Here is a 20220-nt window from a genome sequence, read left to right on the forward strand (position 1 = left end):
GTGGAGGCGGATCCCCTGATAGATATCTCCTCATGGCGGTGGTAACACGTGTAAGCATGTCTCGTGTCACCACCTGAGCCGCCCGAACCTCTCTTCCGCCCGCCCGGCCCCCCACCCATCCGCCGGGCGCTCCCCCTGGAGGGCAACGTGGCCCTTTCCCCCACCAGACCCGACGACAGACCCGAGAACAGACCGGACCCGGCAGCCGGCGTCACCCCCGACCCGACCCCCGGCGCCGCGGCGGACCACGGGTCCGGCACGACCCCCGGCCGGGGCCTCCTCCCCCTGCTGTTCACCGGCAACGCCGCGATGTACGCGCTCTACCTCGGCGTCGGCGGCGTCCTGCTGCCCCTGCAGATCGAGCACATCGACCCCGCCGCCAAGGTGGCCAACCTCGGCCTGGTCAGCGGTGTCTCCGCGATCTTCGCGACCGTCTTCAACCCCTTCGCCGGCGCGCTCTCCGACCGCTCCGGCCGCCGCAATCCCTGGATCCTCGGCGGCGGGCTGGCCGCCGTCGGCGCGATGGCCCTGCTCGGCAGCGTGGACACCGTGCTGCTGCTCGCCATCGTCTGGTGCCTCGGCCAGGCCGTGATGAACTTCTACCAGGCGGCCCTCACCTCCGTGGTCCCCGACCGGGTCCCGACGGCGCGGCGGGGCGCGGCCTCGGCCGCCGTCGGCCTGGGCCTGCCGGTCGGCAGCACCGTCGGCGTGGTGATCGGCTCCGCGTTCGCCGACCACTACCGCACCGGCTACCTGCTGCTCGGCCTGATCGTCGCGGCCGCCGCGGTGCTCTTCACGTCCTGTGCCAAGGAACAGCGGATGCCGGCCAAGGCACCGACCCCGTTGCGGGACCAGGCGGCCGCCTTCCTCGGCGTGCTGCGCACACCCGACTTCCGCTGGGCCTTCATCGGCCGGTTCCTGCTGGTGCTCGGCTACTTCGCGGTGGTCGGCTACCAGCTCTACATCCTTCAGGACCACATCACGCTGCCCGACGGGATGGCGGCCGCCGACGCGGTGGCCGTCCTGACCCCGGTCTCCGCGGTGGCGATGGCCGTCTCCACGGTGGCCGGCGGGGTGCTCTCCGACCGGCTGGACCGCCGCAAGCTCTTCGTCGCGGTCTCGGCCGTGCTCTCTGCGGTCGCCCTGCTGATCCCGGTGGTCAGCCCCACCTGGCCCGGCATGCTCGTCTTCTCCGTGGTCAACGGCCTGGCCTTCGGCTGCTTCATGGCCGTCGACACCGCGCTGGTGACCATGGTGCTGCCCAAGGCGCAGGACGCCGCCCGCGACATGGGCGTGCTCAACATCGCCAACGCCGGGCCGCAGATCCTCGCGCCCTTCGTGGCCTCCGTCGTCGTCGGCCTCGGCGGCTACACCCCGCTGTTCCTGCTCGGCGCGGTTCTCGCCGTCCTCGGCGCACTCGCGCTGATGCCGATCCGCGGCGTCCGCTGAGCGCTTCGCGAAACCCGGGCCTTCCGCCGTCTTCGCGCCTGCCTCCTCCCCGCCCGGGCGTGCCCCCACGCCCAGGCACTCCCCGAAAGGTTCCTCCCATGAAGTTGCACACCCAGGAGTGGGGTTCCGGCGACCGCGTCGCCCTGCTGGTGCACGGCATCATGTCCGACCACCGCACCTGGCGGCGGGTCGGCCCGGCCCTGGCCGAGCGCGGCTACCGCGTCATCGCCGTCGACCAGCGCGGCCACGGTGAGAGCCCGCGCGGCACCGGCCGCACCCCGCAGGAGCGCTACGCCCTGGAGGCGTACGCCGACGACCTGGTCGAGACCCTGCCGATGGGGGCCGAGCTGGCCGTCGGCCACTCGCTCGGCGGCATCAGCCTGCTGGGCGCGGTCGAGCGGCTCAGGCCGGCCCGCGCCGTGTACGTCGACCCGGCCTGGCAGTTCGGCCGCGTCCAGGGCGTCGACCCGCGGATGTTCGTGGAGTTCCGGCACGCCACCCGGGAGCAGATCGCCGAGCTGAACCCCCGCTGGGAGGCCGCCGACGTCGATGTCGAGCTCGCCACCCTCGCCGCCTGGGACGAGGATTCGGCCCTGGCGCTGTCCGGCCAGGAGAGCGGTCTGCCGGCCGTCCCCGCCGTGCCCTCGCTGGTGATCCTGGCCGACGGCAGCTTCCTGGTCGGCGACGAGGACGCCGCACTGCTGCGCGCCCGCGGCTTCGAGGTGCGCACCGTGCCCGGCGCCGGCCACACCGTCCACCGGGACGACCACGACGGCTTCCTGACCGCGTTCGACGGCTGGATCTGAACGATGAACGACCACGAGGAGACCGCCATGACCGCCGACGCCCGGCGCGAGGCCGCCGTCGAGGCCGCCCTCGCGCGGCTGGACCTGACCGCCAAGGTCGCCCTGCTCAGCGGGGCCGACATGTGGTCGCTGCCCGCCAACGAGGAGATCGGCCTCGGCCGGCTGGTGATGTCCGACGGCCCGGCCGGCGTCCGCGGCGAGCACTGGACCGCTGACGACCCGTCCGTGGCCCTGCCCTCGCCGACCGCGCTCGCCGCCACCTGGGACACCGACCTGATCCGCCGGGCCGGCCGGCTGCTCGCCCAGGAGGCCCGCCGCAAGGGCGCCCACGTCGTCCTCGCGCCGACGGTCAACCTGCACCGCACGCCGCGCGGCGGCCGCCACTTCGAGTGCTACGCGGAGGACCCGCTGCTCACCGGCGAGGTCGGCGCGGCCCTGGTCGCCGGTGTCCAGGACGGCGGCGTCGCCACCACGCCCAAGCACTTCGTCGCCAACGACTCGGAGACCGACCGCTACACCGTCGACGTCCGGGTGGACGAGCGGACCCTGCGGGAGCTGTACCTGGCGCCGTTCGAGACGATCGTCGCCAAGGCCCACCCGTGGGGCCTGATGGCCGCCTACAACGGCGTCAACGGCCCGTCGATGAGCGAGCACGACGAACTCAACAACCGGGTGCTGCGCGAGGAATGGGGCTTCGACGGCGTCCTGGTCTCGGACTGGACCGGCGCCCGGGACACCGTCCGGGCGGCGCTCGGCGGCCTCGACATCGCCATGCCCGGCCCGGCCACCGTCTACGGCGAGCACCTGGTGCGGGCGGTCCGCGAGGGGCTGGTCCCGGAGACCACCGTGGACGCCCTGGCCCGCCGTGTGCTGCGGCTGGCCGCCCGGGTGGGCCTGCTGGCCGGCGCGCCGGCCGCCGTCCCGGCCGACCGGCTGCCCGCGCCGATCGACGGCGAGGCACTGGTCCGCGAACTCGCGGCACGCTCCTTCGTCCTGCTGCGCAACGAGGGCGGCGTCCTGCCGCTCGACCCGGCGCCGGCCCGCGTGGCGCTGATCGGCGCGGCCGCCGCCGAGGCCCGGATCGGCGGCGGCGGCAGCGCCCAGGTCTTCCCGACCCGGGTGGTCAGCCCGCTGGAGGGCCTGCGCGCGGCGCTGGGCGAGGGCACGGCCCTCGTCCACGCGGTCGGCGTCGACCCGCGCACCTTCCTCCCTGCGGCCGCCTTCGTCCGCACCGCCGAACTGCTCGGCGCCGACGGTCGCACCCTCGGCACGGCCGGACTGCCCGACGGCAGCGTCCGCTGGCTGGGCGGGCTGCCCGGCGAGGTCTCCTTCGCCGACCTCGCCGAGGTCCGGCTGGCCGGGGACCTCCTGGTCGCCGAGGCCGGGCGGCACCAGCTGTCCGTACGCGGCGTCGGCCGGTTCCGGCTGGAGGCGGACGGCGAGGTGCTCTTCGACGGACCGCTGCTGCCCGAGGGCGAGGACCCGGCCGCGGCCTTCCTCAACCCGCCGGAGCGCCGCTTCGGGCTGGACCTCGCGGCGGGCACGCGGACCGCGGTCACCCTGACGTACACGACGCCCGAGGGCGCCGCCGTCGCCGGCTTCGGCCTGGTCTCCTTCACCCTCGGCCACGCCGCGCCGACCGCCTCCGAGGACGAGCTGATCGAGCAGGCCGTCGAGGCGGCCCGCGCCGCCGAGGTCGCGGTGGTCGTGGTCGGCACCACCGAGGAGGTGGAGAGCGAGGGCATCGACCGGGCCGGGCTGCGGCTGCCCGGCCGCCAGGACGAACTGGTCGCCCGGGTCGCCGCCGCCAACCCGCGCACCGTGGTGGTGGTCAACGCGGGCGCCCCGGTCCTGATGCCGTGGCGCGAGTCGGCCGCGGCCGTGCTGCTCGCCTGGTTCCCCGGGCAGCAGGCCGGCGAGGCGCTCGCCGACGTCCTGCTCGGCACCGTCGAGCCGGGCGGCCGGCTGCCCACCACCTGGCCCGCGGACGAGGCCGACAGCCCGGTCTGGGAGGTCGACCCGACCGAAGGCCGACTGGCCTACACGGAAGGCCTGTTCATCGGCTACCGGGCCTGGCGGCGCCGGTCCGGCGCGGCGCCCGCCTACTGGTTCGGCGCGGGCGGCGGCTACACGGACTGGACCTACGAGGGCCTGGAGGCGCGCTTCGTCGGCGATCGCGACACGGTCGCCGAGGTCGCCGTCCGGGTGCGCAACACCGGGGACCGGCCCGGCCGCGAGGTGGTCCAGGTCTACCTCGCCCCGGACGGCGTCGACCGGACCCGCCCCGACCTCCAACTGGCCGGATTCGCCGTACTGGAGGCCCGCCCCGGCGAGGCCGTCACCGCCCGGGTGAGCATCCCGCTGCGCGCCGTGCAGACCTGGGACACCGCCGCGCACGGCTGGGCCACCCGCCCGGGTGTCTACACGGTCTCGGCCGGCCGAAACGCGGCGGACCTCCCGCTGACGGTGGCGCTCGACGTGGCCTGACGGACGAACCGTGGCGGGGGTGCCGGCCGTGGCCGGCACCCCCGCCACCCGCCGCCGCGCCTCGCCCCGGCGGCGGCACGGCCGCGAGCGGGCGGCGAGTAGGGTGGGCCCGGCCGATGATTGTCTGGACCACTGGAGTACCCGATGAGCCTGACCCCCACCCCTGACGCACTGCTCCCGGTCGGGGTGATCGGGCTCGGCGACATCGCCCAGAAGGCCTACCTCCCGGTCCTCACCGCGCTGCCCGGCCTCGACCTGCGGCTGATGACCCGGGACCGGGCCAAGCTCGACCGGCTCGGCGAGACCCACCGGATCGCGCCCGAACACCGCTTCACCGACCTGGGCGCGCTGATCGACAGCGGCATCCGGGCCGCCTTCGTGCACGCCGCCACCGACCAGCACGTCCCGATCGTCGAGCAGTTGCTCACCGCCGGGGTCGACGTCTACGTCGACAAGCCCCTCGACTACACCCTGGACGGGTCCCGCCGGCTGGTCGAGCTCGCCGACCGCACGGGGCGCTCCCTGATGGTGGGCTTCAACCGCCGCTACGCGCCCGGCTACGTCCAGGCCAAGGAACGGCCGCGCGACCTGATCATCCTGCAGAAGAACCGCGAGGGCCTCCCGGAGGCGCCCCGCCCGATGGTCTTCGACGACTTCATCCACGTCGTGGACGTGCTCCGCTTCCTGGTGCCCGGCGAGATCGAGCACGTGGACGTCCGCTCCCGGGTGCGCGACGGCCTGGTCGAGCACGTCGTCCTCACCCTCGCCGGCGAGGGGTTCACGGCGCTGGGCATCATGAACCGCGTCTCCGGATCGACCGAGGAGATCCTCCAGGTCTCCGGCGGCGACTCCAAGCGCGAGGTCCACAACCTGGCCGACGTCATCGACCACCGCGGCCAGCCCACCGTCCGCCGCCGCGGCGACTGGGTCCCGGTGGCCCGCCAGCGCGGCATCGAGCAGGTCGTCCTGACCTTCCTCGACGCCGTCCGCACCGGCAAGGCGATCGACGCCCACGACGCCCTGCGCACGCACGAGCTCTGCGAACTGATCGTCGAGAGGCTGCAGTCGGCCTGAGGCCGGAGGCGGTTCCGAACCCCGGGGACCGACGGCCCCCGGGCGGCCCCCGGGCGGCCGCCGGTCCCCGGGGGTCCACCTCCGACCCCCGCGCCCGCTGGGCCGCCACGGCGTACATCGGGTCCGACGTGGCCGCCGGCTCGGGGCAGCTGTCGCCCGGAAAGGGCCACTTCACCGCCACGCCATCCGGTACCGCTGCCGGCGTCGCGTCACCGCGCCGGACGCGCTCCGCGCCGAACCCGCTTCCGGCGCCGCATCGGCTGCTGACTCCACAACACGGCCTTCGCCGTCAACCTGTCGCGCTTCGGCGAACTGGTCCAGGGCGAGGCCACCGGCCTCGGCGGGCCCCGGCGTGCGCCGTGCCGGTGGCGGGTCCGGCCGGCCGGGGCCCGTGAAGCCGTCATGGGCGGCGGGCGGTCTGGCTATCCTGCGAGTGCACACAGAATGTGATCCACCTGTCACTGTCCTCACCGATTCAGGGAGCCGTGGATGCAGGAACAGGAACAGACCGTCACCTACCGTGGCAGGACGCTGGCGTGGGAGGGGTTCTGCACGGGGCCCGGCCTGCTGACGCGCGACCAGCTGGAGGAGGTCTCGCGGCGTCTGCTCGGCGTGGATCTCGCCGGCGCGGAGGAGGCGGCAGGGGAGGAACTGCAGCCGTTCGGGGCGCCGCGCGGGGAGGTGCCGGCCATCGTCCTGGGCACCGCCTCCACGCTCAAGGGCTGCTTCGAGGCCGACGTCGCCCAGTTGGCCCTGGGCCGGTCGCCGGACGACTTCTCCGCCTACAACGAGGCCCGGTCGGTGTACCTGGCCACGCCGGGTGACCTGGTCGTGGGGCGTGGCGAGCCGTGGCGGCAGGCGGTGGCGGCCTCCGAGGCCGTTCCGGTCGAGGTCCCCGAGCTGCGCTACTACTACCTGACCCACGCCCTGCTGGCGATGGCGCTCGACTCACCGGCGGAGCGGCCGGCCGCACCCCTGGCGCGCCTGGTCCAGCAGCTGCGCACCGCGCCGCAGACGGTGGTGCGGCTCTTCGCGATCGACCCCGAGGCGCGGGTGCTGCTGCTGTGGCTGAAGCGCGCCGCGGGACTGTCCCGGCTGCGGGTGGACGCCAACGGGCCCGAGATCGCCGAGCGGTGGAACCGGAAGACGACGCTGTACCCGACGGTCGAGGACGCGGTGGTCCTCGCCGAGCCGAAGGTGACCGACGACCCGCGCGCCACCTTGGACACGGAGGCCGAAGTCACCGCGTTCTACCGGGAGTTCGGCGTACTGCTGCCGCGCCTGCCCGGCTACTCGATCTCCCGCCGCGGGGCCGACGGGGAACTGCTGCGCCACCGGGTGCGCACCGCCGGCCGGCTGCTGCGCGAACGGTACGGGCTGGAACTCGGCTGCTTCAAGCCGGCCGAGGCGCTCACCGGCAGCAGGATCCGGATGGCGGTGCCGCTGAACGATGTCGCGGCGCTCGACGCGCTGGCCCGCCAGGCGATGGAGACGGAGGAGGACTACGTCCTGGAGGCGCACACCCACTACCTGCGCCACCGGGTCCCCGGTTACGAGTTCATCCTCGCGCCCTCCGCGCACGTGGTGGCCGGCCGGCCCGCCGAAGGCGGAACGGTCCAGATCACCCGGGGCAGCGTCTGGGAGGGGAGTGTCTATGTGGACGAGGACACCTGCGCCCGCTTCGACATCACGCCCGCCCAGTTCCGTGCCGCGCGGGAGGGGGTGGCGGCACTGCACGGCGCCTTCGAGGGGCAGGGGCGCGACCTGGGGTTCGTCAAGGGCGGGGTGGACTTCGCCATCGCCCGACTGGGTGGACGCTTCGGCCAGACCCCGGTTGTCGCCATGCAGGACCTGAACCTCTCGTCGAACGGCGCGGAGTACGTCCGGGCGTTCCTCGCCGAGGCGAGGCAGGTGCTCGGCCGGCCACAGGGTGTGTACGCGGCGACGAAGGTGGTGCGGCCGACCGCGGAGACGGATCTGAAGCGGCTGCAGGACGCCGTCGAGCGCCCCCGTTCCGAGGGGTGGGCGCGGGCGATCACGTCGGTGGCCGGGCGCTGGGGTCTGATCGGCGTGGCGGGGCCGTGTCCGCGGCAGGCGGCGCAGGAGGTGCTGGAGCTGGAGCAGCGACTGCACCGGGACGGGCTGCTGCGCACCAGTGTGCGGGACGAGTCCGTGCGGCCCGGCTGAGCGGAGGTGCGCTCAGGGCAGTTCCTGCTCGCGCCCGGGGCGGGGCGCCTTCCGGCGGCCCGCCCCGGGGCCGTCCCCCCGGGTGCGGCATGGAGTACGAGGGCCCGCGCCAGGGAGAGTGACCTGACGCGCAATCAGAGTAGGTGTGTGGCACGCTCGTTGAGCACGGCGCGGCCGATGAGGTCACGCATCACCTCGCTGGGCCCGGCGGCGATGGTGGCGGCGCGGGCGTCGCGATGGGCGCGGGCCGCCGCGGAGCTCTCCACGTAGCCGTGCGAGCCCTGCAGTTGCAGCGCGGTGTCGGCCAGCCGGCAGGCCAGCTCGGTGGTGTGCAGCTTGGCCATCGAGCACTCCACGGCGGGCAGCTCGCCCTGCGCGTACAGCCAGGCGGTGTGGTGCACGAGGAGGCGTGCGGCGGCCAGGTCGGTGGCCAGGTCGGCGACGCGGTGCACGAGTGCCTGCTTCCGGGCCAGGGCGTCGCCGGCGACGGTCCGGGCGCGCAGGAATCCGCGCAGGTCGTCCAGGGTGTGGTCCATCCCGCCGAGTGCCAGGGTGGCGGCGACGAGGCGTTCCAACTGCAGTCCACGCATCAGGTAGTAGAAGCCGTTGTGGAGCCGGCCGATGAGCCGGTCGGCGGGGACCCGTACCGCGTCGAGGGTGACGGTGGCCGTGCCGGCCGAGCGCCAGCCGAGGGTGCGTTGCGGGGTCCTGGCGACACCGGGCAGGGCGGTGTCGACCACCAGCAGGGACAGGCCGGTCGCGCCGCGGGGGCTGCGTACGGCGGTACCGGTGCGAACCGCCGTGACCAGGAAGTCGGCGGTCATGCCGTTGCTGACCATCGACTTGGCGCCGTCGACGACGAAGTGGTCGCCGTCCCGGACAGCCGTGGTGCCCAGTCCCGACAGGTCGGCGCCGGCTCCTGGTTCGGTGATCGCCAGGGCCGCCAGGCGCTCGCCCCGGACGGCGGGCGCCAGGTACGTCCGGCGCAGGTCGTCGCCGCCGACCTGGGCGAGGTAGTGGGTGGCCATGTAGGCGTGGACGGAGACGGCGGCCCGCAGCCCGCCGCATCCGGTGCGGCCGAGTTCCTCCAGGAAGACGATGGAGGTGAACAGGTCGCGTTCGCCGCCACCGACGGCCCGCGGGTGCAGCAGTCCCAGGTAGCCGCGCTCGCCGAGGAGCTTCCACACGGCGCCGGGCACGGTGTCCTGGTTCTCCCAATCGGCGGCGTACGGCAGCACCTCGGCGGCCAGGAACGCGCGGACCTCCTCGCGGAACACCGCATGGCCGTCGTCGAAATAGGGTGACCTCACGAGCTGTCGCTCCTTCGTCGTCGCGCCGGGGGCGGGGTGATCTCGTCGGCGAGCAGCCCGAGCAGGTCCCGGGCACGTTCGTGCAGGAAGAAGTGGCCCCCGTCGATGCGGTGTGCGCGGAACCCGTGCGGCGCGAGCGTCTGCCAGGCGGCGACCGCGTCCGGTGGCGCGACCTCGTCGTCCGCGCCCCAGAACGCGGTGACGGGCACGGGCAGCGGGGCCGGTACGGGATGCGCCCAGAGCTCGGCGAGCCGGATGTCGGCGCGGAGCATCGGGTCGAGCAGGGCCATCAAGGCGGGGTCGGCGAGGACGGCGGCGGGCGTTCCGGCCAGCCTGCCGAGTTCCGCGCGGAACCGTTCCGGCGGCAGGGTGTGGATGGCGGGCAGCGCGCGCGGTACGTGCGGCGCGCGGCAGCCGGACAGCAGGACTCGGTCGGGCGGCCGGACGAGGGGGCCCACGACGGTCTCGTAGACCAGCATCGCTCCCATGCTGTGCCCGAACAGCATGTAGGGGGAGGCGACTTGCTCCTCCAGTGCGGCGGCGAAGTCTCGGGCCAGCGACGACCAGTCCTGCGCGGCCCGCTCCCGCAGGCGGTTCTCCCGCCCCGGGAGCCGAACCGTGACCAGCTCGGTGTCCGCGGGGAGCAGCTCGGCCCACGACCGGTACACCGCGGCTCCGGCCCCGGCGTAGGGGGCGCAGACGAGTCTGAGTCGGGCCTGCGGGCGCGGGAGCGGGCGGTGGAACCAGCGTGCGGACTCCGCGGTGCGCGGACCGGCTGTCGCGGTCACGGCTGGCTCCTGTCGGCGGGCCGCCGCGGCGCGGGGTGGGCGGCGGAACGGGGGACGAGCCGGCGGCCGGGGCCGCGGTGCGGACGATCTCCGCCGAGCCGGTGGTGCGTGGAGCTCATGGACGCGCTGCCCCCTCGGGTTCCCCGCTCGCCTCGACGGCGGCGGCCAGCGCGCCGAAGGTGCTGTCGGTGAAGATCAGGTCGGGGGTGAGAGTGTCCTCACCGAGTTCGCACTCGATGGTCGCCATCAGGCGCACAGCGGTGAGGGAGTCGCCGCCCAGGTCGAAGAAGTCCGCGTCCGGCCGTACGGCGTCCGGGCCGAACAGCTCCGACCAGGCCCGGGCGAGCACGGCCACCCGTGGGGACGCGAAGGCGCGTCGGGGTGCGACGGGTCCGTGGCCGTCGGCGTGGGAGAGGTCGGCGACGACGGTGTAGCGGTCGGGCGGCACCGCCGACGGCAGACGCCGGGCGGTCAGTTCGCGAAGCTCCGCCTCCAGCCGGCGCAGGGTCGGACCGCCGCTGGGTACGGCGAGTGGCAGCGACCCCGGGTCGGCCCGGGGGCGCCGGGCGTAGACGTTGTGGCACGGGGTGTGGACCAGCCGGGGATCCTGATCGGTGGTGGCCTCGAACCCGAGGGCGCGCAGCCGCGCGAGGATGGCCGCGAGACGTCCCTCGACGTCGTGGACCTCCAGCACGATCCGGTCGATGCGCGGCCACACGGTCTCGTCGATTCCGTCGAGGACCTCGGCCTCGGCCTTCTCCACGTCGATCTTCAGCAGGTCGACACGGGCGAGGCCGTACTCCTGGACGACGGCGGTGAGGGTGGTCACGGGGACCTGGCGGGACTGCGCGGCCATCCGGTCGGTCACCATCCGGTCCAGTTGCGAGCCCTGCCGGACATCCTCCCCGGTCAGCAGGTAGCCCTTGAGCACGCCGAGGTCCTCGGTCTCGTCCGCGAACCGGCCCGACATGACGCTGTTGTGGGGGTAGAACGTGAAAGCGGTCTCGCCCTCGGTGCGGCCCAGGGCGGCGCACAGCACGGTGACGTCCACGTCGTGCAGCTCGGCGTTGAGCGCGACGGCGGCGGCGAGTTCGGGGACCGGTTCGACGGCGATGACCCGGGCGCCGGGGCTGTGCAGGGCGGCACGGAGCGTGAACATGCCGATGTTCGCTCCGACGTCCACCACGACGGCCCCGGCGGGCAGGGTGATGCCGTGCCGGAAGTAGGCGTTGTCGGTGAAGATCTCGCGGTGGAGGAAGTCGGTCTCGCTGCGGTTGAGCCCGGCCACCCGGATCGCGCCCGCGGGCTCGTGCCAGCCGAGGCCGCCGAGCCGGTCCGCGGCTTCGAGGACGGCGGACCGGTGCAGCACGCGGGCCGTGACGGGGTCGGTGAGGAGCCGGGCGTGCCCGCCCCGGCCGTCGGGGTCGTCGGTGACCACCGCGTCGGCCACCGCGGGGTGGTCCCTGAGCACCTCGGCCAGTTGCTCGTTCCGGGTGCGGTCGGCGATGTCGTTCATGGGCCCTTCCGGTCGGGTGTGGTCACGCTGCGCAGGAACTGCCGCGCCAGCGCCACGAGTTCACCGCCGGCGTCGAAGGCGGTGAGATGGTCGCCGTCGGGCAGGGTCCGCAGTTCGGCCCGCGGCAGGTGTCGGGCCACGTACGCGGAGCCGGCGGGGTGGGCGGTGGAGTCGCGGTCGCTGGTGACGACGAGGGCCGGCTGGGGGGCGTCGAGCAGCCGACGGCAGTCGGCGGACATGATGGCCCCGTTCAGCAGGCCGTAGCGGTAGAGCAGTTCCGGCGTGGCGTAGGGGTGGATGAGGTAGTGGGCGATGTCCGGGCGCAGCGCCTCAAGGGTGCCGGGCCGGCTCATCAGCCGGTGCATGCCGGCCGCCTGGGAACGGCCTCGGGCGACCATGGCCAGCAGTGACTCGATGTCGCGCTGGTGGGTCGTCTTGGGGGCCTCGTCGCCGAGTTCGTAGTCGCCGTGCCACAGGCTCAGAGAAGTGATCCGGTCGGAGCGGGAGGCGGCCGCGAGGGCGATCACCGCGCCTCCGCACAGCCCGAGCGCGTGGGCGTGGTCGATGCCGAATCCGTCGAGGACGGCCAGGACGTCCTCGCTCTGAGCGTCGAGCGTGTGGTCGGTCAGCTCGCCGAGCGCCGTGCCGTCGTCCGGCGCGAACAGGCCGCGGCTCTCCCAGGTCACCACGCGGTACTCCGGTGCCAGTGCGGCCAGCCATCTCACCGCGAGCCCGACGGGCATGCCGCAGGCGCTGACGACGACCACGGCCGGCGCGTCCTCGGGGCCGGCGGCCCAGCATCTGAGCGGTGTGCCGTCCCGGCCGGGCACCACCACGGCCGGCCCGGGGAAGGCGGCGAGAGCGGCCTGTGCCGCCCGCTCCGGTTCATCGGCGCCCGCGGCGCCGGGTGCGCCCAGCGCCAGCCGCCGGCTGACCGCGAGTTCCACCGCGGTCAGCCGGCCGGGCCCGGCCACGACCTCCAGCCCGGGCAGGCCGAGGGCGTCGGTGATCCGGTCGACCGACTTCTGGGCGGACGGCAGCTGTTCGGGCATGAACGGCACCCGGGGCGCCACCCGCATCCGGTCCGGCACCGTACGGGTGAGGTGCGCCGTGTCCAGCAGGGCGCGGGCGAGCGCGGCCGGTGAACCGTCACCGGCCGCGCTGCCGGCCGCGGATACCGGCGGTATCACGCTCCCGCCGGGGACCGGGTGATGAAGGGGTGGTCGCGGGTGGTGCGCTCGGCCAGCCGGTTGTGCCCGTACGTGTCCGCACCGCTGACCAGTACCGCGCCGTACCGGTCGAGGCTGACCCGGCCGCCGTACTCCTCGATCGCGGCGCTGCCCGGGTAGATCTCCACCGCGGTGGGCACGTAGCGGGAGGCGAAGCCCATGCGCATGTCCCGGGTGCGGCCTTCGTGCGGGTGGGAGGCGTGCATCAGGGTGGACCAGAACATGATGAACTGGCCGGCCCGCATCTCCATGGAGACGGCCTGGGACTCGTCCGGCTTCCAGTCGGGGTCGATCTGCAGTTCCCGGTAGTCGTAGCCGAAGAAGCCCCGCCGGATGCCGTCCTTGTCGACGGCGGTGTTCCGCTCCGGCGCGTAGTGCATGCGCTTGGTCTCGTCGTAGTGCATGGTGCGGTGTGTGCCGGGGATGAACTGCAGGCAGCCCATCTCGGCGCTGGCCTCGGTGAAGGCGGACCAGACGGTGATCGTGCCGCCGAAGTCGGAGCCGCCGGGCCACTGGATCTGCGGTGTGCCGGAGGCGTTGGCGAAGGTGTCCGCCTGGTGCCAGTCGGTGCCTTCGTCGCCGGGGTGCTTGGGGAAGAACTCGGTACGCCAGCACAGGACATCGGGGCCGAGGACGGAGGCGACGCGGTGGACGATCTCCGGCCGGGTGATGTGGTCGGCCAGGAACGGGTGGTCCAGGTGGCGGTCGTAGTTGGAGATGTTCGTCGCGCCGGACACGGCCGCGTCCTCGCTGTAGACGGCCGTGCTGCGGTCCAGGAGTTCCAGCCGGGTGCGACCCCAGCCCTTCTTGATCTCGTCCGGTTCGTACAGCGCGAACGGGCCCGCGTAGCCGTTGCGGTGGAAGGCGGCGATGTCCTCGGGGCTCAGGGAGAAGTCGGGCTGTGCGGTCATGCGTCCCTCCGGGGTGGATGCGGTGCGGCCGGTCGGTGCGCCCGGGATCACGGGGTGGGTGTCGTGGTGGACAGCGCGGAGTCGACGTGGCGGGCCAGGGCCGCGACCGAGGCGCCGTCGATCAGCACGGTGATGTCGAGGTCGGTACCGAAGTCCTTGTTGGTCGCGTCGAACATGCGCAGCAGGGAGAGCGAGGTGCCGCCGAGGTCGAAGAAGTCGGTCTCCCGGCCGACCTCCGGCAGCTCCAGGACGGACTGCCAGATCCGGGCGATCCGCCGTTCGGTGCCGGTGAGTTCGGAGCCCTCGTCGGCGTCCACGGCGACCGGGGCGAAGGCCGCCCCCGTCGGTTCCGGCAGCCGGCTCCGGTCGATCTTGCCGTTGAGGGTGAGAGGCAGCTCGGGCAGGACGACGTAGGCCGAGGGGCGCATGTGCGGGGGCAGGGCGGCGGCGGCGCGCGCGCCGAGCCGGGGCGCGAGGACGTCCGCCGCGATGCCCGAGGCGACGTGGGCGAGGATGCGGACGTCGGCCTCGCTGTAGCGGTGGGCGGTGGCCACCGCCGCGTCGACGCCGGCCTCCGCGAGGAGCACGGCCTCGATCTCGCCGGGCTCGACCCGGTAGCCGCGGATCTTCAGCTGGTCGTCGGCGCGGCCGAGGTAGCCGTAGCCGCCGCCGGGGAGCGCGACCACGTGGTCCCCGGTGCGGTAGCAGCGCCGTACCGTGCCGTCGGGGTCGGTCAGTTCGAGGAATCGTTCCTTGTCCAGTTCGGGACGGCCCAGGTACCCGCGGGCCAGCCCCGCGCCGGACAGGTACAGCTCGCCCGGGGTGCCGTCGGCAGTCGTCCGGCCGTTCTCGTCGAGCAAGTGGAAGGTGAGGTCCGGCAGCGGCACGCCGATCGGGCTGACGCCGGGTGCGACGGTGTGGGCCTCGGTGACCCGCTGGTACGAGGCGTGCACGGTGGCCTCGGTGATGCCGTACATGTTGACCAGGCGCGGCTGTTCGTCGCCGTAGCGGGTGAACCAGCCGCGCAGGACCGCGGGTTCGAGCCGTTCGCCGCCGAATACCACCACGCGCAGGTCGGAGAGCGGCTGGTCGGCCTGCTCGTTCGCCGCGGCCAGCCGGGCGAACGCCGACGGCGTCTGGTTGAGGACCGTCACCCGCTGCTCACGCAGGAGCCGGTGGAAGGCCTGCGGCGAGCGGGTGGCCGCCTGCGGGACGACCACGAGCCGACCGCCGAACAGCAGCGCGCCCCAGAACTCCCAGACGGAGAAGTCGAAGGCCGCGGAGTGGAACAGCGTCCACACGTCGTTCTCGTCGAAGCCGAACCGGTCCCGGGTGACATCGAAGAGCCGCACGACAGCGCGGTGCTCCACCTGGACGCCCTTGGGCAGGCCGGTGGACCCCGATGTGTAGATCACGTAGGCAAGGTCGTCCGCGCCCGTCCCGGCCGGCCGCGAATCGATGTCCGGCTCGGCGTCCGAACCGACGTCCGGTTCGGTGTCCGCCCCGTCGAGCACGACGACGTCGACGCCCAGCTCACCGAAGCGCCCGGCGAGTTCGGGCGTGGTGACGAGATGGGTGACGCCGCTGTCCTTGAGGGTCCAGGCGATCCGCTCCTCGGGGTAGTCCGGGTCCACGGGAACGTAGGCGGCACCGGACTTGAGGATGCCGAGCAGGCCGGCCGCCAGTCCGCCGGTGCGCGGGACCAGCAGGCCGATCAGGGAGCCGGCCCCGGCTCCCGACGCCCGCAGTCGCCGGCCGACCGCGGCGGCCCGGCGGTCGAGCGCCCGGTAGGTGAGATCCCCGTCATCGGCCGTCACAGCCACTCGTTCGGGGAAACGCGCGACGACGCCTTCGAACCATTCGACGAGTGTGTGTTGCGCTGACTCCACTCTGAATCCATCCTGTTCGACCGAACGATGGGCAGCGCCGTGCACCCGCCGGGGGCGGATAGGCGCCGAAGTGCGATGGGTCTACGAACGGGCTTACCGAACAACGGACCTGACGCCCCACCCGACAGTTCGGGAAGGCGCTTCGGCCGCGCTTGTGCATCCTGATCGGGCCGTACGGCCTGTGCAAGAGCGCGACAGCGCGGCTCACCGCCCCGCCTCGTGGGCCCGGCCGCTTTCGCCGCGAGCCCGCGAACGCGGCCTGACCTGCGACGGCCCCCTCCTGTCGACAGGTGCCCCAGGGTCAACAGAAGTTCATGCCGCCAGGCGTCGATTTCCGAACCGGTGCGGAATGGCGAAATGGTGACGTTGAATCAGGTCGGGGGTCTCGTTCGGACAGCCACGGCGGCCCCACCGGCATCTCAGGCCCAATGGCTCTCCCGGGAGCGCGGGACGGGGTGAGCTTCTCCGGCGGGTGGATGCACATCCGGCCGGTTCCGGCCGAGTCGGTTTCGATGCGTAGCGACCGGTCGGGGCGCATGGGTTTATGGCGCGCCATTCCTCCGGCGCGCCATTTCCCTGGTCATCCGGTGCCGGGAATGGGCTGGTCTTCGCTGTCGAAGCGTATGCGGCCGGGGGTGGATGGCATATGCCACGCTCCTCGGCCTTTCTGTGGCGGTCGGCCGTTTTCCTGAATCCGCCACCCTTCGGACTCGTCGGGAGTGACCCACCTCGGATGCGGCTGCCCGTCCGCCCGTTCGCCCGGACGGGCAGCCGCGGCGACGGGTGTCAGTCCCAGGGGTTGGCCGGCTGGCCGATGATCGCGGTCCAGAAGCGGGTGTTGTTGGGGATGTTGCCGTAGGCCCAGAAGGTCCAGCCACCGGTCTGGGCGAGGTCCGGGCCGAAGTGGCCGTCGTGGAACTCGGCTTCGCGCCAGCCGCTGCCGAAGGTGGCCTGGCAGATGGTGTCGGCGGCGGCGCGGCTGTTGAGTCGGGAGCCCTTGACCGGGCGGCTGAGCGCCACGGTGCCCTGGGCCCAGCCGTTGTAGAAGCCGATGCTGATGCCGGCCGGGGCCGGGCTGCCGTCGACGTTGAGGCAGAGCACGGGGAGCGAGGCCGACGGCGGGGTGTCGCCGTGGTAGGCGTCGCTCGACGTGCCGCCGGGGCCGCCGACCTGGACGCTGTCGTCGGGTCCGTAGCCGATGACCTCCCAGGTCATTCCGTAGTGCGTGGCGGGTCCGGTCGCCGCGTGCGCGGGTACGGCGGTGAGCGGGACCAGGACGGCCGCGGCGATGGCCGCCGCGGCTGCCGCGAGGCGCTTGGTGCGGGTCATGGGTGTTCCTCCAGGGGCTGGTGAGAGGTCGTGGGAATGCGGTCGGTACCTTGCCGTTCCGGTACGGACCGACTCTCTCAACCGGCAGCACACATCTGGCATGATCTGGTCATCGGATCATCACCAACCGTGATGATGCGACGGCGACGTGCAGCGCCCTGGGGAGGGGAACGCATGGAGTTCGGGATTCTCGGACCGTTGGAGGTGCGGGACGGTGGGGGGCACCGGGTCCCGCTGGAAGGGATCCGGCAGGAGCGGCTGCTCGCGGCCCTGCTGCTCAACGCGGACAGCCCCGTACCGGTGGCCCGCTTGATCGACGCGGTGTGGGACGAGCGCCCGCCGGCCACCGCGGATCGCCAAGTCCGCAATCTGGCAGGCGTGCTACGTCGGCGCTTCGCCCGGGCCGACCCGGCCGGCCCGCCGGTGCTGCTGACCGACGGCGGTGGGTACCGGATCCCGCTGGACGGTCACCGGCTGGACGCCCGGGTCTTCACCGACCTGGTCGCGTGGGCCCGCCGGACGGCCGCCGCCGAAGAACTCGCCGCCGCGGCAGCCGGCTTGCGGAAAGGACTCGCGCTGTGGCGCGGCCCCGTGCTCGACGGCCTCCCGGGGCGCCTGCCGGCGGCGGGCGCCGTCGGGCTGGACGAACTGCGGCTGACCGCCTGGGAGGACTGTCTCGACCTGGAGGCGGCGCTGGGCCGGCACCGCTCGACCATCCCCGAGCTGACCACCCTGGTGGCGGAGCAGCCGCTGCGGGAGCGGTTCGTCGGCCAGCTGATGCGGGCCCTGCACCTCTCCGGCCGGACGGCCGACGCCCTGGCGGTCCACCAGCTCTTCATCGGGCGCCTCGCGGACGAGCTGGGCCTCGATCCGAGCCCCGAACTGAAGCGCCTGCACCTGGAGTTGCTCACCACCGAGCCGCCCGGGGCCGATCCGCGCGCAGCAGCCGTACGCGCATCAGCCGTACGCGCGGCGGCCGAGCGGGCGGCGGCCGGACACAGGGCGCCGGAACACGGCGCGACAGAACACAGGGCGCCGGACCGCAGGGCGCCGGACCGCAGGGCGGCCGGAGGCACGGCGAGCAGACCCGGGACGCGGGGGAGAGCGCAGACCGGGGGAGCGGGGCCCGGGCGAACGGTGGCCGGGGCCGGGGTGACCGTCCCGCCGCCCGCCCAACTGCCGCCCCCGCTGGCGACGTTCACCGGACGCCGGGCGGAGCTGGCGGCACTCGACGAGTTCGCCGCGACGGCCTTCGCCGGGCCGGGGGCGCCCACCGCCCCGGGCACGCCCACCGCCCCGGCGGCCGCCCCGATCTGGGCGGTCTCCGGCAGCGCCGGGGTCGGCAAGAGCAGCCTCGTCGTCCAGTGGGCCCACCGGGTCCGGGACCGGTTCCCCGGCGGCCAGCTCTACGCCGACCTGCACGGCTTCTCGGCCGGCCCGCCGCTGCCGGCGCACGCCGTCCTGGCCCGCTTCCTGCGCGCCCTCGGGGTGCCGGGCGAGCAGGTGCCCAGCGTGCCGGAGGAGGCCACCGCGCTCTACCGCTCGCTGCTGGCGGACCGGCGGGTGCTCGTCGTCCTCGACAACGCGCGCAGCGCCGAGCAGGTCCGGCCGCTGCTCCCGGGCACGCCGCGCTGTCTGACGGTGGTCACCAGCCGGACCAGGCTGGCCGGGCTCACGGCGCGCGACGGCGCCCGCCCGCTGGTGGTCGACCTCATGCCGGCCTCGGACGCCGTCGCCCTGCTCGACCGCGTCATCGGCGGCCGGCGGGCCCTCAGCGAACCCGCGGCCTGTGCCGAACTGGCCGCCGTCTGCGGCCGGTTGCCCCTGGCCCTCGCCATCGCGGCGAGCCGGCTGGCCGAACGCCCCGACCTCACCGTCGCCGACCAAGCCGCCGAGCTGCGCGACGCGGAGGACCGGCTCACCGCCCTGCAGATCGAGGGCGACGCCGCCTCGGCCGTCCGGGCCGCGTTCGACCTCTCCTACCGCGCCCTGCCGGCCCGCGCCCGGAACGTCTTCCGGCTGCTCGCCCTCGCCCCGGCCGCCGACCTGTGCACGGCGGCCGCCGCCGCGCTCTGCGGCGAACGCGTCGTGGCCGTCCGCCCGGTGCTGGAGCAGCTGGCCACCGCCCATCTGCTCACGCACGAGGGCCGGGACTGGTACCGGATGCACGACCTGCTGCGGCTGTACGCCGCCGAGCGCGCCACGGCCGAGACCGACCCGGCCGAGCGCACCGCCGCCCGCGAGCGTCTCTACACCTGGTACCTGCACCACGCGGACGCCGCGGCGCGGCTGCTCACCCCGCGTCGACGGCGGATCCCGCTCGCCTCCGCCGGATCCTGGTACGAGTCGAAGGGCTTCGCGACGGCGGCCGAGGCCCAGCGCTGGTGCGAGGGCGAGCACGCCCATCTGCTGGGCGCGGTGCGGACCGCGGCCGAGCACGGTCTCGACGACCTGGCGTGGCAGCTGCCGGTGGTGCTCTGGGGGTACTACTTCATCAGTCCGCACCTGGACGACTGGGAGGAGGCGGACCGGCTCGCGGTCGCCGCCGCCCGGCGGGCGGGCGACCGGCACGGCGAGGGACATGCCCGGAACGACCTCGCCACCGCGCTGGCCGCACGCGGCCGGTACGACGAGGCCCTGCCCGAACTCCAGGTGGCCCGTTCCCTGTTGGCCTCGGTCGGCGACCAGGTCGGCGAGGCCCACGTGATCGGGAACCTGGGCCTCCACAGTCACCACACCGGTGCCCACGAGCAGGCCCGGGAGTACTTCCTGCAGTCGCTGGCGCTGCTGCTGGCGCAACCCGACGACAACCGGGACGACTGGGCGATCGGGGTCTGCTGGACCAACCTCGGCGCGACGGCGATGCTCACCGGCCGGTCCGAGGAGGCCGACACGTACCTGCACCGGGCACTGGACCGTCACCGGTTGACCAGGGACGTGGTGCTGGAGAGTCTCACCCTGTTCGCCCTCGGCGACCATCACCGCCGACTGGACCGGCGGGACGAGGCCGCCGCCCGCCTGCGGCAGGCCCTGGCGGTGATCGACGGCACCACCGCGCACCCCCGGCTGCGCGCCGACGTCCTGGCGGCCTTGGCGGAGCTCGGCGAACAGCCGGACCTCGGCGATCGGCCGGACCACGGTGATCGGTCGGAGCTCGGTGGCCGGTCGGACGCCGCCGACCGGTCGGAGCTGGGCGAGCCCGCGGTCGGTCCCGCGCCCGGGTACTGACACGATCGCCCGCACGG

The 20220-nt window shown here is 74.0% G+C and carries 13 protein-coding genes; 6 read left to right on the forward strand and 7 right to left on the reverse strand.

Translation table 11 applies throughout. The annotated features are described in order from the left end of the window. The first annotated feature begins 147 nt into the window (after window positions 1-147). The 5 genes from ACIQTO_RS17260 to ACIQTO_RS17280 all read left to right on the forward strand — a co-directional run bounded on the left by ACIQTO_RS17260 (window position 148) and on the right by ACIQTO_RS17280 (window position 8003). Window positions 148-1449: an MFS transporter gene (locus ACIQTO_RS17260; protein WP_402388433.1), complete on the forward strand. Its 1302-nt coding sequence runs from the start codon at window positions 148-150 to the stop codon at window positions 1447-1449. Between the two features lie 98 nt (window positions 1450-1547). Beyond that, window positions 1548-2255, forward strand: a complete 708-nt coding sequence (locus ACIQTO_RS17265; RefSeq protein ID WP_402388434.1) for an alpha/beta fold hydrolase — start codon at window positions 1548-1550, stop codon at window positions 2253-2255. Between the two features lie 3 nt (window positions 2256-2258). Beyond that, a complete protein-coding gene (locus tag ACIQTO_RS17270) occupies window positions 2259-4742 on the forward strand; it encodes a beta-glucosidase (protein ID WP_402388435.1) in 2484 nt (827 codons plus the stop codon). 144 nt (window positions 4743-4886) lie between these two features. Then, a complete protein-coding gene (locus tag ACIQTO_RS17275; protein ID WP_402388436.1) occupies window positions 4887-5816 on the forward strand; it encodes a Gfo/Idh/MocA family protein in 930 nt (309 codons plus the stop codon). 489 nt (window positions 5817-6305) lie between these two features. Beyond that, window positions 6306-8003: a hypothetical protein gene (locus tag ACIQTO_RS17280; RefSeq protein ID WP_402388437.1), complete on the forward strand. Its 1698-nt coding sequence runs from the start codon at window positions 6306-6308 to the stop codon at window positions 8001-8003. Window positions 8004-8137: 134 nt separating this feature from the next. On the opposite strand, the gene ACIQTO_RS17285 is transcribed toward ACIQTO_RS17280, so the two are convergent. From ACIQTO_RS17285 to ACIQTO_RS17315, 7 genes are all read right to left on the reverse strand, one after another. Next, a complete protein-coding gene (locus ACIQTO_RS17285) occupies window positions 8138-9313 on the reverse strand; it encodes an acyl-CoA dehydrogenase family protein (protein ID WP_402388438.1) in 1176 nt (391 codons plus the stop codon). Then, window positions 9310-10101 carry a thioesterase II family protein gene (locus ACIQTO_RS17290; RefSeq protein ID WP_402388439.1) on the reverse strand — a complete coding sequence of 264 codons (792 nt, stop codon included), beginning with the start codon at window positions 10099-10101 and terminating at the stop codon, window positions 9310-9312. Before ACIQTO_RS17290 ends, ACIQTO_RS17285 begins: the two co-directional genes overlap by 4 nt. A 115-nt stretch (window positions 10102-10216) precedes the next feature. Beyond that, on the reverse strand, window positions 10217-11617 hold the full coding sequence (locus tag ACIQTO_RS17295; protein ID WP_402388440.1) for an FkbM family methyltransferase: 1401 nt from the start codon (window positions 11615-11617) through the stop codon (window positions 10217-10219). Then, on the reverse strand, window positions 11614-12807 hold the full coding sequence (locus ACIQTO_RS17300) for an alpha/beta fold hydrolase (protein WP_402388441.1): 1194 nt from the start codon (window positions 12805-12807) through the stop codon (window positions 11614-11616). Before ACIQTO_RS17300 ends, ACIQTO_RS17295 begins: the two co-directional genes overlap by 4 nt. Further along, window positions 12804-13757 carry a chlorinating enzyme gene (locus tag ACIQTO_RS17305; protein WP_402388442.1) on the reverse strand — a complete coding sequence of 318 codons (954 nt, stop codon included), beginning with the start codon at window positions 13755-13757 and terminating at the stop codon, window positions 12804-12806. The genes ACIQTO_RS17300 and ACIQTO_RS17305 overlap by 4 nt, the downstream gene beginning before the upstream one ends. 47 nt (window positions 13758-13804) lie before the next feature. Then, entirely contained in the window at window positions 13805-15646 is a 1842-nt protein-coding gene (locus tag ACIQTO_RS17310; protein ID WP_402388443.1) for an amino acid adenylation domain-containing protein, read from the reverse strand. A 786-nt stretch (window positions 15647-16432) separates the two neighbouring features. Beyond that, entirely contained in the window at window positions 16433-16975 is a 543-nt protein-coding gene (locus ACIQTO_RS17315) for a hypothetical protein (RefSeq protein WP_402388444.1), read from the reverse strand. Between the two features lie 174 nt (window positions 16976-17149). On the opposite strand from ACIQTO_RS17315, the gene ACIQTO_RS17320 reads away from it, so the two are divergent. Beyond that, the gene (locus ACIQTO_RS17320; protein WP_402388445.1) at window positions 17150-20203 is read left to right on the forward strand and encodes an AfsR/SARP family transcriptional regulator; all 3054 of its coding nucleotides are present in this window, start codon (window positions 17150-17152) and stop codon (window positions 20201-20203) included. Window positions 20204-20220 lie beyond the last annotated feature (17 nt).

It is taken from the genome of Kitasatospora sp. NPDC091207, from assembly GCF_044768625.1.
In the GTDB taxonomy this organism is placed as follows: domain Bacteria; phylum Actinomycetota; class Actinomycetes; order Streptomycetales; family Streptomycetaceae; genus Kitasatospora.